The 13,047-nt window shown below is 70.4% G+C and carries 9 protein-coding genes; 5 read left to right on the forward strand and 4 right to left on the reverse strand.

All coding sequences use genetic code 11. The annotated features are described in order from the left end of the window. The first annotated feature begins 169 nt into the window (after nt 1-169). The 5 genes from IW249_RS17590 to IW249_RS17610 all read left to right on the forward strand — a co-directional run bounded on the left by IW249_RS17590 (nt 170) and on the right by IW249_RS17610 (nt 9,661). A complete protein-coding gene (locus IW249_RS17590) occupies nt 170-2,032 on the forward strand; it encodes a stealth family protein (RefSeq protein WP_196921751.1) in 1,863 nt (620 codons plus the stop codon). Nucleotides 2,033-2,048: 16 nt separating this feature from the next. Then, nucleotides 2,049-3,989 (forward strand): PIG-L family deacetylase, encoded by a 1,941-nt coding sequence (locus IW249_RS17595; protein WP_196921752.1) that lies wholly within the window; start codon nt 2,049-2,051, stop codon nt 3,987-3,989. A gap of 71 nt (nt 3,990-4,060) precedes the next feature. Next, entirely contained in the window at nt 4,061-5,635 is a 1,575-nt protein-coding gene (locus IW249_RS17600) for a stealth family protein (RefSeq protein ID WP_196921753.1), read from the forward strand. Further along, nucleotides 5,632-7,875 carry a glycosyltransferase family 4 protein gene (locus IW249_RS17605; RefSeq protein WP_196921754.1) on the forward strand — a complete coding sequence of 748 codons (2,244 nt, stop codon included), beginning with the start codon at nt 5,632-5,634 and terminating at the stop codon, nt 7,873-7,875. Before IW249_RS17600 ends, IW249_RS17605 begins: the two co-directional genes overlap by 4 nt. A gap of 25 nt (nt 7,876-7,900) precedes the next feature. Further along, entirely contained in the window at nt 7,901-9,661 is a 1,761-nt protein-coding gene (locus IW249_RS17610; protein WP_196921755.1) for a stealth family protein, read from the forward strand. Nucleotides 9,662-9,740: 79 nt separating this feature from the next. Here IW249_RS17610 and IW249_RS17615 read toward each other — a convergent pair whose 3' ends face one another. The 4 genes from IW249_RS17615 to IW249_RS17630 all read right to left on the reverse strand — a co-directional run bounded on the left by IW249_RS17615 (nt 9,741) and on the right by IW249_RS17630 (nt 13,047). After that, nucleotides 9,741-10,388: a hypothetical protein gene (locus IW249_RS17615; RefSeq protein ID WP_196921756.1), complete on the reverse strand. Its 648-nt coding sequence runs from the start codon at nt 10,386-10,388 to the stop codon at nt 9,741-9,743. A gap of 204 nt (nt 10,389-10,592) precedes the next feature. After that, nucleotides 10,593-11,375 carry an anti-sigma factor family protein gene (locus IW249_RS17620; protein ID WP_196921757.1) on the reverse strand — a complete coding sequence of 261 codons (783 nt, stop codon included), beginning with the start codon at nt 11,373-11,375 and terminating at the stop codon, nt 10,593-10,595. Then, nucleotides 11,372-12,064, reverse strand: a complete 693-nt coding sequence (locus tag IW249_RS17625; RefSeq protein WP_196921758.1) for a sigma-70 family RNA polymerase sigma factor — start codon at nt 12,062-12,064, stop codon at nt 11,372-11,374. Before IW249_RS17625 ends, IW249_RS17620 begins: the two co-directional genes overlap by 4 nt. Nucleotides 12,065-12,189: 125 nt before the next feature. Continuing rightward, nucleotides 12,190-13,047: a spermidine synthase gene (locus IW249_RS17630; RefSeq protein WP_196921759.1), complete on the reverse strand. Its 858-nt coding sequence runs from the start codon at nt 13,045-13,047 to the stop codon at nt 12,190-12,192.

Genomic DNA, 13,047 nt, shown 5'->3' on the forward strand with positions numbered 1-13,047 from the left:
ACGCCGGATCGCCACGCAGTGCCAACGGGGGATCTGTGGAAGGGCATGCAGTGATGGCTGCGCGAGTCTGTGTCGAATCATCGCCAGTGGGATCTCACCCCGCTACCCGTTCGCAGGGCTGACGGGTGCCCGCCGACGAGGCGGCCGTCCCGAGCGGACGGCCCAGCGCATGATCGCTCTGAAGGTCTATCGACTCCTACCGTCGTCGGCACGGCGACGGCTGCTGGGTCTGCTGCCCGCACACCGGCGGATCGGCCTGGTGCAGACGCTCTCCCGACCGCGCGGCAGCGACACCGTGCACCACCTTGGCGCCCGGGTGGCAGTGACCGACGGTGGCGTTCGGACCCGGGCCGAGGTCGTCGCCACGGCGACCCCGTTGGAGCAGTGGCACCGCAACCTCACCGCCGTCACCACCGCGCTGCACGCCGCCGGCATCGAATACCACTGCATTCGTAACGACGACCACCTGCGCAGCACCGTCGCGGTCCTCGACGACCAACGGCCGGCGGTGCAACGCCTCATCCGCTCCGCGCCGGCGCTCTCCGGCGCGGACGTCCGGGTGGTGCAGATCCAACCCCGTCGGGACCAACCGGACGCCGCCCCGACCGAGGTGATCCAGGTCTGCTTCCCGGTGACCGACGCCCGCGCCGGAGTCGTCCTCGGCGCCCAGTTCGCCTGCGAGATCGAGTTCTGGAGCCGGCACGGGGACATGGTCCGGGCACCCCGGCGCAACGGGGTCGTCGACGAGGCGCCCGCCCGCGCCCAGCCGGTCCGGGTGGCAGCGGCGCTGATGAGCCACTTCGTGCCCGAGGCCGACGACCACACCTACGGCACCCGGCGGGACCTGGCCGTCCGGGCGCCGGACCGGGTCGGCTTCCCGATCGACGCCGTCTACACCTGGGTGGACGGCTCCGACCCGCAGTGGCTGAAGCGGAAGTCGCTGGCGCTCGGCGCTCCGGACGGCCCGCTGCACGCGGTCGCCGCGAACTCGTCGCGCTACCACAACCGCGACGAGCTGCGGTATTCGTTGCGCTCGCTGCACAGCTTCGCGCCCTGGCTGCGGCGGATATTCTTGATCACCGACAGTCAACTGCCGAGCTGGCTCGACCCGAGCCATCCGATGATCACTGTCATCTCGCACGCCGAGCTCTTCGCCGACCTCGGTGGCCGGTCGTCGTACAACTCGCACGCCATCGAGTCCCGGCTGCACCGCATCGACGGACTGGCCGAACACTTCCTCTACCTCAACGACGACGTGTTCCTCGGTCGTCCGTTGCTGCCGAACCACTTCTTCCACGCCAACGGGATCGCGAAGTTCTTCCCCTCCCCGGCCCAGTTCGGCCTGGGGGAGGCGAAGCCGGAGGACCCGCCGGTGAAGGCCGCCGGAAAGAACAACCGTCGGCACATCCAACGGCAGTTCGGCGTGACCATCACGCAGAAGATGAAGCACACCCCCTTCGCGTTGCGCCGCAGCATCATGCAGCAGATCGAGGGCATGCTGCCGGACGAGGTGACGGCCACCGCGCGGCACCGGTTCCGGCACCACGGCGACCTGTCCATCCCGTCGTCGCTGCACCAGTACTGGGCGTTCCTGACCGCGCAGGCCGTCCCCGGCGACATCGAGTACGAGTACGCCGACCTGGGTCACCCCTCGACCCCCGCCCGGCTGGCCGAGCTGCTGGCGCGCCGGCACCGCGACGTGTTCTGCCTCAACGACACCGACTCCGACCCTCGGTCGTTCGCCGAGCAGGAGCGCATGCTGGCCGACTTCCTGCCCCGCTACCTGCCCTTCCCCGCCCCGTTCGAGCTGCCGGACGACGTGGTGGCGGAGCGGCGGAACGTGGGCGCCGGGGAGCTGTGGCGGCGCTCGTACCGCCCGGTGCGGGATGCCCGCCGGAACGCCCCGGTCGACGCGCCCACCATGCCCAACAACATGCTCAACACGGTCACCGACTTCAAGGCCGTCCTCGGCTCACGAGAGCAACCGGGCCTGCGGCGATCCGATCCGTTTGGGGAGCGCCATGACGTCTGAGGGCCGTCCTCGGTCCATGGCCGTCATGGCTCACCAGGACGACGATCTCTACTTCCTGAACCCGCTGCTCGCCAGCCAGCTGCACCACAGCGCGACGCACCTGACGGTCTGCCTGACCGCCGGTGAGGCGGACGGACGTAACGCCCCCGGTGGGTCGGCGGCACACGCCGCGCTGCCGGTCGACTTCGAGGGCTTCGCGGCCGCGCGGTTCAACGGGCTCCGCTCGGCGTACGGGGAGATGGTTCTCGGCGATCGGAACGCCAAGTGGCGGCGTGCGGCGATCACCGTGGGCTCGACCGCCGAGGCGGACGTTTCGACGCTTGTCGACGCGCCGTGGATCCGGTTGGTGTCGTTGAACCTCTGGTGTGCGCCGCCCCCCGGATCGCCGGTCGGAGCTGGGTCGCTGCCGCAGTTGTGGACCGGCAAAGCCACTGTCACGCCCACCATGGTTCCGCTGGGTTCGCCGGTTTCCGAAACGTTCGCCTACTCTCGGGAGAACCTGATCGAGGCGCTGCTGCACCTGCTGCGCGACGTCGAGCCGACGCTGTTGTGGACGATGGACCCGGATCCCGACCGTCAACTGCACGACAAGGCCAACCCCCAGCACGCCGACACCGGTGACTACTCCGACCACCTCGCCCACACCATCACCGGGCTGTTTGCGCACGAGGCGGCCCAACGATGGTTCGCCGAGGGTGGTGGCAGCGCCACGACCGTCGAGGCGTTCCGCGGCTACTACGTCCGCCGGTGGCCGTCCAACCTCAGCCCCGAGGCGCGGGCGCTCAAGCAGCGGTACAAGGACATCTACGGGTGGGCCGACGGCCGCCCCGCCGACGGACCCGTGGGTCACGGCGACCGTAAGGTCGGTGGCGACGCGATCGGCACTGGGAACGCCTCCGGAACCACGTTGCGTTATCCCGGCTCGCGAACGTGGGCGGCGCCCGGCCCGAACGGGAAGTTGTCGGCCTTCGCCGTGCGGGGCGGCCAGGTGGTGCACTGGCAGCAGACCGGCTCGGGCGGGTTTGCCCCGAGCCGGGTGATTCCCGGCGGCGGACTCCTTCCGCACGTCGCCGCGTTGGCCACCCCGAACGGCGACTGGCGGCTCTTCGCGGTGCGTCAAGAACTCACGGCAGAGCCCGATCGGCACGTCCGCGACATCTGGACAACTGTGTTGCCCGCCGCCGGCGACGCCACCGTTCGCTGGGAGTCGCTGGGCAACCCCGCCCGGCGCAATGCCCCGTCGGATCGACGGAACATCGGCATGCCGCACGCGGTCTCCCTGCCTGACGGCGGTGTCCTGTTGCTGGCACGGAACGCCGGCAAGGGACTGAGCGTCCGGTGGTACGACGGAACGTCCTGGACGCAGTGGCAGGAGCTCGGTGGCCGGGACATCCAGGACGGCCTGGCAGCGGTCGTGGTGGACGACCACCACGTGGAGGTGCTGGCTGCCGGGCGCACTGGAACCGGACGTTGGCTGGTCTCCGTGCCGGAACTCGTCGCCGAGTACGCCCCGCTGGAGACAGAGGCGCCGGCAGGTCCGCCTGCCGTGACGTGGCTGCCCGACGGCGAGCGACTACTCCTGTTTCGGCGACGGGACTCGGCGTCCGTGTTGTCGTACCGCACCCGCGGCGGGGAGTGGGACCTTTCGACTGCCGCTGACCTCGGTGGTCACGGCGGTCCCGGCCCACTGACCGCCCGGTTCGTTTCCGAGGCGGGCGCGGTCCTGGTAGCCGTCCGCGACGACGCGTCCGGCTCCAGCGTGGCCTGGCTCGACCCGGCCGGGGGGACGCCCTGCCGCTGGCTGCGCGAGTCGACGCCGATCGTCGGTGGTCACGCGGTGCAGATCGACGAGGCCGGCTGCCCCGTTCTCCTGGCTGTGTCGACAGCGGGCGGGCTTCTCGCCTCCCGACCGGACCGACTCGGATCGTCCTTGAACCCGATGAAGGAAGTGCCGTGAACAACACGCCGGTGGTACCGCAGCGCGCGGGAGAGCCATCCCGGACTGCCGAAGGGGCCAGGGGCGCGTCGGTGGGGAGCGTCGGACGAGACCTTCCCGCGCTTCGCGAGGTCCTGGTCGACGGTGGACGTCGTACCGCGCACGTGCATGCCGACCTGACCCCGATCCTGGGACGTCAGCTGAACGTCGACGCGGTGAGCGGCGCGCTGGACGCGCACGGGGTGGACTACTTCCTCGTCCGCGGCATGGACGACCGGACGCCGGTGATCGGCGTCAGCGAGGTTGATCGGCTCGCCACGCTGAGCGCACTGGAGAAGCTGGGTGGGGTCGAGACGTGCTACGTGAGCCAGGTTCTACCCCGGCCGCCGATCGTCGGCGGCCTCACCGACGCGTCGGAGGCGCCGGCCTGGACCGAGCTGTACGCCGCGCAGGCGATCAAGCTGACCTGGTTCCGCGCCGACCCGACCCTCAAGCTGATCCTGGGCCCCGCGTACGGCTGCGAGATCGAGTTCTGGAAACCCGACCGGTCGGCCGGGCTGCTCCGCTCGCCCCGGCCCAACCGGATGATGCGGGCGGTGGCACTGGAGGGTACTCCGGTGCAGGTGGACGAGCACCGGCTGACCCGCCTCGCCTCTCCGGCGAAGTGGCACCCACCCCGGCGTAGCCGCGCGGAGTTCGACCACCTGCTTCCGGACGACATCGACTTTCCCATCGACGTGGTCTACACCTGGGTGGACGGCGCGGACCCGGAGTGGCAGCAACGTCGGGCGAGCGTCCGTGGCGAGTCGCTGCACGCCGAGGCGGCGAGTGAGTCGCGGTACATCAACCGTGACGAGTTGAAGTTCTCGTTGCGGTCGCTCCACCTGAACGCCCCGTGGGTCCGCAACATCTACATCGTGACCGACCACCAGCGTCCGGCCTGGCTGGACCTCAGCGCCGACAACATCTTCCTGGTCAACCATGACGAGATCTTCGCGGCCCCGGATGCCCTGCCGAGCTTCAACTCGTGCGCCATCGAAAGTCAGCTGCACCGCATCGACGGGCTCGCCGAGCACTTCCTGTACCTCAACGACGACATGTTCTTCGGTCGGCCGCTGGCACCGCAGACGTTCTTCCTGGCCAATGGCAACACCAAGTTCTTCCTGTCCCAGAACCGGATCCCGCTCGGCGATATCACCGAGCTGGACAGCCCGGTGGACGCGATGATCAAGAACAATCGGGCCCTGATCGAGAAGCGGTTCGGCCGCACCCTCACCCAGGGCTCCCAGCACGTGCCCTACCCGTTGCGGCGCAGCATCCTCGCGGAGATCGAGCGGGAGTTTCCGGTCGAGCACGAGGCCACCATGCGCAGTCGGTTCCGCAGCGCAAACGACCTGACCATCACGTACTCGCTGCACCACTACTACGCGTTCCTGACCGGCCGCGCGCTGCCCGGACGCGTCAACTACGGCTACGTCCAGCTCGCGGTACCCGACCTCGAAGCGCGGCTGCGGCGCGCGGAGGCGCGGCGGGACTGGGACACCTTCTGCATCAACGACGCCTTCTCGACGTTCGCCCAACTGCAACACCAGATGACCATCCTCGAGCCGTTCATGGAGGCGTACTTCCCGGTGCCGAGCCCCTACGAACTGAGGACCTCCGGGTGAAGTTCGCCTTCCTGATCCACAACATGTACGGCGTCGGTGGCACCAACCGGGCCGTGCTGAACCTGGCGACCGCCCTGGTGGGCCGGGGGCACGGAGTGGAGATCGTCTCTGTGTTCCGCCGCACCGACGAGCCGATGTTCGCCATCGACGACCGGATCGCGCTCGTGCCGCTGCTCGACACCCGACCCCGGCGTCCCGACCGAGCCGACCCTCGCCTCCGGGAGCCGTCCCTGCTGGTGCCGAAGAGCGAGGAGTTCCACACCCAGTACAGCCGGCTGACCGACGAACGGATGATCGACTACCTGCGCTCGACCGCGGCCGACGTGATTGTGGGTACCCGTCCGGGAATCAACATGGTGGTGGCGCGGCACGGCCCCGACCATGCGGTCCGCGTGGCGCAGGAACACATGACGCAGGATCTGATCGACGACGCGCTGAAGGAGGAGATCCGGCTCTCGTACCACCGGATCGACCTGGCCTTCACGGTGACGGAGGCCGACGCCGCTGCGTTCCGATCGGGCAATCCGGTGCCACACACCCGCGTCGTGGCACTGCCGAACAGCGTTCCCCAGCCCACCGTGCCGCCGGCCGACGGAACCAACCGGATCGTGGTCAGCGCGGGACGACTCGACCCGATCAAGCGGTACGACCGGCTCATCGCCGCCTTCGCGCGGGTCGCCGGCGATCATCCGGGCTGGAAACTGCGGATCTACGGAGATGGTCCACAACGCCCGGCGCTTGTCGCGCAGGTCCGCGAGCTGGGGATGTCCGACCAGGTCCAACTGATGGGCCGGCGCGAGGACATGTCCACGGAGTGGGTCAAGGGCTCGATCGCGGCGGTCTCCTCGGAGCGGGAATCGTTCGGCATGACCATCGTGGAGGCGATGCGGCTCGGCCTGCCGGTGATCAGCACCGACTGCCCGGTCGGACCCCGCGAGATCATCCAGCACGGGGTCGATGGTCTGCTGGTCCCGATGGACGACCTCGACGCGTACGCCTCGGCGTTGCGGACGCTGATGCACGACGACGACCTCCGGGCCCGACTGGCCCAGCAGGCGTTGGTGAACGCGGCGCGGTTCGACCCGGATACACTCGCCGACTCCTTCGCCCGGCAGTGTGACGCCGTGCTCGTCGAGCGGGGCCCGGCGCCCGGGCGTTCCTCGCGGGTCGCCCGGTCGGGTAAGGGGCCGCGAACCGGGCGTTCAGTGCTGGCACGCGGCGGTGACCTGGTTCGCGAACCCGATCTGGTCCGGCTGTTGGGCGACCCGGTCCTTCGCGGGATCGCGGGTAGTGACCTGGCCCGTCGGGCGAGCATCGGGGCACTGGTGCGACTCTCCCGCATTCGGCAGGCCCGGGCCACCTCCGCCAGATTGCAGAAGGCGATCCGGCGGCGGGCCGCCGCTCCAGCCGCCGGGCCGAAAGTGGACTGTCAGGTGCTGCCGGACCACGGCCTCAGCCTGAGTATCGCCGCACCGGGCCTTGCCGCGGGCGCGCACCTGTTGCTGCGCGACCGGGACAGCGGGCACAAGGTGCGGGTGCCGCTGGAAGCACGGGACGACGGGGCACGCCAGGTGGCGGTGCTGCCCGCCGACGAGTTGCCGGAGGGCCGCTGGAACGCGTACCTGCAACCGCTGACGGGGGCGCGCCTCCGCCTGTGCCCGGACCGGATCGACACGCGGGTACTCGCCGGCGGTCATCGACCGGCGGATGATCCGGCCGGCGGGTACGCGGTCCGTTCACACCTGCCGTACCGCACGGCGGACGGCTTCCTGGCGGTGCGCAGCTGGGTCCGGGCAGAGCACGCCGAGGTGCGGCGGATCGCCCTCAGCGGTGAGCGGGTGTCGATCGAGGCCGTCTGGTGCGGATCCGGCATTCCCGAGCAGGCCGTGCTCCACCGACGGGGTCACCACGAGTGCGCGGTGTCTGTGCCGGTGGTACGAACCCGCGGCGGCCACCTGCGTATCGACGTGGCTGTCGACGAGTTGGCCGCACATCGACTGGGCCGGTACGAGGACTGGGATTTGTGGCTGCGGCAGGCCGGCACGGACCGTCAGGTCCGGTTGGGTTTGCTCGTCGACGACGTCGTCGACAAGAAGCTCGTCTACAACTACCCGGAGATCTACCTGGTGGACGATCCGGGGCTGGATCTTGTCGAGGAGGACCCGGCGCCGCTGCTGCGGGTCCGCCCGTACTACACCCGCGACAGCGAACTGTCGATCGTCGTCGTCGACCGCCCATGAGTACGGACACGAGGAGAAACGAGCGGTGACCGAGTCGAAGCCCACGCCCGGAGAAGCACCCCGCGCGCTGGCCGAACCCACCGGGTTCGTGGAGGTGTACCGCCGGGTGCTCAGCCCGCAGACCCGGCGTGCCATCGCCACGAAGGTGAGCCCCCGGGCCCGACACCAGCTGAAGCAGTGGGTCGCCCGGGCCGCGCGGGACGGTCACCTCTCCGAGCGCCGGGGCGAGCGGCTGGCCCGCCGCCAGCCGGAGTTGCTGGCCGGCGCGGACCGGGTGGTCGTCACCGCCGACCGGGGACCCCGGGTGGCCCGGATCGGGGCGGCGGTCACCCCGCTGATGGCACGGCTGGACAACCTCACCACTGTGACGGCGGCGCTCGACGAGGCCGGCGTACCCCACTTCCGGGTACGCGGCGAAAGCCACCGCTCGTCGGTGGTCGCCGTCGACGCGGAGCACCGCGCGCGGGCGTACGCCGCACTCGCCGCCGCCTGCGGTCGGATCCCCGGCTACGTCGGCGTGCCGGACGACACCGGGCAGCCGGCCGCCGGCTTCGAACCGAAGACCTGGGACCGGCTGGCCGACGCCCCGGTGTTGCGGCTGACCTGGTACTGGACGGACCCCCAGCGGCGGCTGGTGCTGGGGCAGGCGTACGGGTGCGACGTCGAGTTCTGGACCCGGGACGGTGACACACTCGTCGCGCCGCGACCCAACGCCGTCGCCGAACAGGTGACGGTGGCGGCGCCTCTGGTCCTCGTACCGGAGTCGCGGTTCACCGGCCTGGCGCCCGCCGCCGCCCCCGCGACGGCCCGGACCCGTGCGGAGTTCGCCGCGCCGCGACCCGACGACGTGCCGTTCCCGGTCGACGTGGTCTACACCTGGGTCGACGGCACCGACCCGGCCTGGCTGCGCCGACGGGCCGAGGTGGCCGGGGTGCCGTACCACGCGGAGGCGGCGAGCGCGGCCCGCTTCCTCAGCCGCGACGAGCTGCGCTACTCGCTCCGGTCGCTGCACCTGTTCGCGCCCTGGGTGCGCCACGTCTACGTGGTGACCGACGACCAGGTGCCGACCTGGCTGGACCCGTCCGCCACCGGGCTGCGGGTGGTCAGCCATCGGGAGATCTTCACCGACCCGACCGTGCTGCCGACGTACAACTCGCACGCCATCGAGAGCCAGCTGCACCACATCGACGGGCTCTCCGAGCACTTCCTGTACTTCAACGACGACGTCTTCCTCGGCACCGAGGTGCTGCCCCAGGACTTCTTCCTGGCCAACGGCATCTCCCGGTTCTTTCCCTCGCCGGCGCTGGTACCGCCGGGCCCACCCACCGCCGGGGACATCCCGTCGTCGGCGGCCGGAAAGAACAACCGGGCGTTGATCGCGGAGCGGTTCGGCACCGTGCTGACCCAGAAAATGAAGCACATGCCGCACGCGCTGCGGCGAAGCGTGCTCCAGGAGATCGAGCAGACGTTCCCGCAGCAGTACCGGCGGACCGCGGCGAGTCAGTTCCGCAGCATGGACGACCTGTCGGTCGCCTCGTCGCTGCACCACTACTACGCGTTCCACACCGGTCGCGCGGCACCGGGGAACCTGCGGTACACCATCGCCGAGCTGTCCCACCCGGACACACCCGCCCGGTTGGCGCACCTGCTCGCCCGTCGGGACCGGCAGGTGTTCTGCCTGAACGACGCGTTCTCCGTCGAGGAGGACCTCGACGCGCAGTTGGCGCTGCTCATCCCGTTCCTGGAGACGTACTTCCCGGTGCCGAGCCCGTGGGAACGGGCCTGAACCCACCCCGGACACGACGGTGGCCGGTCGCGCCCTCCCCGGCGACGACCGACCACCGTGCCCTCGCGGGCGATCGGGCTCAGTACGAGTAGCCCGAGCCCCCGGCGTCGCTCGAACCGCTGTCCGCCGGCGGTGCGACAGCCTTCGGGGTGCCCTTGGGCAGGCAGCTCAGGTTCTTCTTGCCGTCCGGCTGGACCACGAACCAGGTGCCACCGACAGCCTGGCCCTTCCACTGGCCGGGCTTCTTGTCGCCGATGTAGCGGTAGACCGGCCAGCCGGCGATGGTGAGCTGACGGGTGCCGTCCTGCCGGGTCACGCTGCCGACCTTGTCGTCGGAGACGCCGGTGAGCTCCGGGTTGCCGTCGGTCAGCGCCGGAGGCCACACCTCGGCGCACTTGTCGACGCAGTTCGACGACGGCGGGTCGGCGGTGTCCTTGTCGAAGCGGTACAGGATCCAGCCGTCCTGGTCGGTGACCACCTTGCCCATCCGGGCGACACTCTTACCGACCAACTTCTCGGTCAGGTCGACGTCCGCGGGCGGGGCGTCGGCGGCCGGCGCCTCCGCGGACGCCGAGACCTCAGGTTCAACCGTCGCGGTGGGCTCGGCCGCGGCGACGGCGACCGGCTCGGCCGCGCTCGAGTTCGCCCCGTCGTAACCCGCGGGAGCGCAGGCCGTTAGTGCGACCATCGCGCTCGCGACGATGACGGTCCGCTTCATCTGTGCCACGTGCCCTCCTCATTCTTGACAGTTCACCCATAGGTACGGCGGGCGGGCTGTCAAGGTTGAAGTAGTAACAGTGGTCAATTTCACGTAAATCTATTGAACCATTTCCGGCTGCCATGCGTGCGCCCCCCGCGAGGCGGGCCGCCCGCAACGACAGATCGGCGCCGGTCATTGTCACAATGACCGGCGCCGATGCGGCAGAAACGCTTACATGGGTACGGTGACCAGCGGACTCGCCACGCCGTTGGCATCCACCGACTGCACCTGGAGCTGCTTGATGTCGGCCGGCAGAGCCGACGTCGAGGCACTCAGTTCCAGACCCTGCGGTCGGGTGTTGGTGCCGTAGCCACTCTCCGGAACCGACCAGGTCGAGATGACCTCCGTGGTGGCGTTCTTGCGCACCACCACCAGTCGGCAGATACGCGGGCCGGGCAGCTTCCGCAGGCTGAAATTGATCCGGGTGCCGTAGTCCTTCGTCACCAGGAACATGGTGGTCTGCACACCGGTCGTCGGGTCGGTCGCCTCGACCTGGTCACCCTCCTCCTCGGTGCCGCCCACACCCGGGCCACTCGGCGCGGCCGTCGGCCCACTGGTCGGCGGATCGTTCGGTGCGCTCGGCGTCGACTCGGCGAGCACCCCCGGCGACTGCTCGTTGCCGGCCACGCTGGAGAAGCCGTACCCGGTCAGACCGCCGAAGACCACCACAGCGGCGGCCGTCGCGAGCAACTGACGAAACCGGGTACGCCGCCGGTCGGCCCGGACCGCGCCGAGCGTCCGATCCAGCAGGGCCGGGTCGGTCGCCGTCTGCTCCAGCGCCATCATCGTCTCGCCGTCGATGTCGGAGAGCAGCCCGACCACCGGCACCATCGTCTCCAACTCGGCCGCGCACGCCCAGCAGGTGGCGAGATGCTCCTCGAACCGCTCAGTGTCCTGCTCGTCGAGCACACCGAGCGCGTACGCCGCGACGTCCATGTGGTCCGGCCGGCTCATTCTGTCACCCCCCGCTCCTGCAGAGCCGTGCGCAGCGCGCGCAGCGCGTAGTAGACCCTCGACTTGGCGGTGCCGAGGGGCAGCCCCAACTCCTCGGCGGCCTCCGGCACCGTCCGCCCCCGGAAGTACGTCGAGATCAGGATCTCCCGGTGCGACTGACTGAGCGTACGCAGGGCGTCCGCCACCGTCATGGTGCGCAGCACCCGGTCGGTGCTGTCCGCCTCGGCGAACGCGGTGAGGTCCCGGTCGTACGTCTCCGGCGGCCGGGCCTCCTGGCTGCGATGCTCGTCGATGGCGATCCGGCGGGCCACAGTGACCAACCACGGCCGCAACGAACCCTGCCCCTGCGTGCCCAGCCGGTGCGCGTTGCGCCAGGCCCGCAGTAGCGTCTCCTGGACGATGTCCTCCGCGCGCTGCCGGTCCCCACCGGTGAGGCGCATGACGAACATCAGCAACGGGCCGGCGTGCTCGGCGTAGAGCTGACGGATCAACTGGTCGGAGTGGCTCGCCTCGGTTGACGTCGCCTGATGGCGCCCGGGCGCCGGTCGCGGCGTCACCGGACCATTCTGGCGAGACGTCGCCCGCGAGTCGACCCCCCGGGCAGACGAAGTTGACCGTGACGAGGGTCGCGCCGACAACCAGTCAGCGCGTACCGCGTCGCCATGCCAACCGGCCGCCACCGCGTGCATGCAGACCTCCGGGATGTCCGTGACCAACGCCGGCCCACAAGGTGGGCCGCCCGGTGGTACGCAGCGCCGGCCCCAACGGATCAACAAACGGGGAAGAAATTTCCGCGCCGCCGTTGCTCGGACGGTCAGCGGCGCACCGAGAACAGCCCCGGCGGTGGCGGATCCGAGCCGGTCGCGTCGGCATCCCGCACGACAGGCGCACCACCGGCGAAGCGGTCCAGCTCGTCACCGGCCACCACCCGCCCGGGGAACCAGTCGCCGGCAGCACGTCTGGTCAGCTCCGGCACCGGGGGTGTGGACCGGCCGGCGACCAGCACCAGGTTGCCGTACCGGCGTCCGCGCAACACCGCCGCGTCCCCGACCAGACAGGCCTGCGGCAGCACCGAACGGACAGTGGCGACCTGCCCACGGGCGTGCCGCAGCGGCGGGCCGTCGGCCAGATTCGCCAGGTACCAACCGCCGGGGCGCAGCACCCGGGCCACCTCGGCCGCGTACTCCACCGAGGTGAGGTGGGCCGGGGTACGCGCACCGGCAAACACGTCGGCGACCACCACGTCGTAGCTGGCCTCCCGAGTGGACGCCAGCACCGCCCGAGCGTCCTCCACCCGGACCCGCAACCGGGCGTCGGACGGCCACGGCAACGCCCGACGGACCAGTTCCACAAGCGCACCGTCCACCTCGGACACCCGCTGGGTGGACCCGGGCCTGGTGGCGGAGACGTACCGGGGCAGGGTCAGGGCGCCGCCACCCAGATGCAGCACCCGCAGCGGATCCCCGGCCGGTGCGATCAGATCCACTGCGGCGGCCAACCGCCGCACGTACTCGAACTCCAGGTGGGTGGGGTCGGTCAGGTCGACGTGCGACTGCGGCGCGCCGTCCAACAGCAACGTCCACGAGCCGGCCCGGTCCGGATCCGGCACCAGCTCCGCCAGCCCGGTGTCCACCTGCTCGACCACCCGGTCACCTGCCCGTTTACGCCCCAC

The organism is Micromonospora vinacea (genome assembly GCF_015751785.1).
Classification (GTDB): domain Bacteria; phylum Actinomycetota; class Actinomycetes; order Mycobacteriales; family Micromonosporaceae; genus Micromonospora; species Micromonospora vinacea.

Bases quoted from the DNA above. Each gene is read 5' to 3' on its own strand.
- IW249_RS17590 (WP_196921751.1), top strand. From the start codon at position 170: ATGATCGCTCTGAAGGTCTATCGACTCCTACCGTCGTCGGCACGGCGA.
- IW249_RS17625 (WP_196921758.1), bottom strand. From the start codon at position 12,064: ATGCACGCGGTGGCGGCCGGTTGGCATGGCGACGCGGTACGCGCTGAC.
- IW249_RS17620 (WP_196921757.1), bottom strand. From the start codon at position 11,375: ATGAGCCGGCCGGACCACATGGACGTCGCGGCGTACGCGCTCGGTGTG.
- IW249_RS17595 (WP_196921752.1), top strand. From the start codon at position 2,049: ATGGCCGTCATGGCTCACCAGGACGACGATCTCTACTTCCTGAACCCG.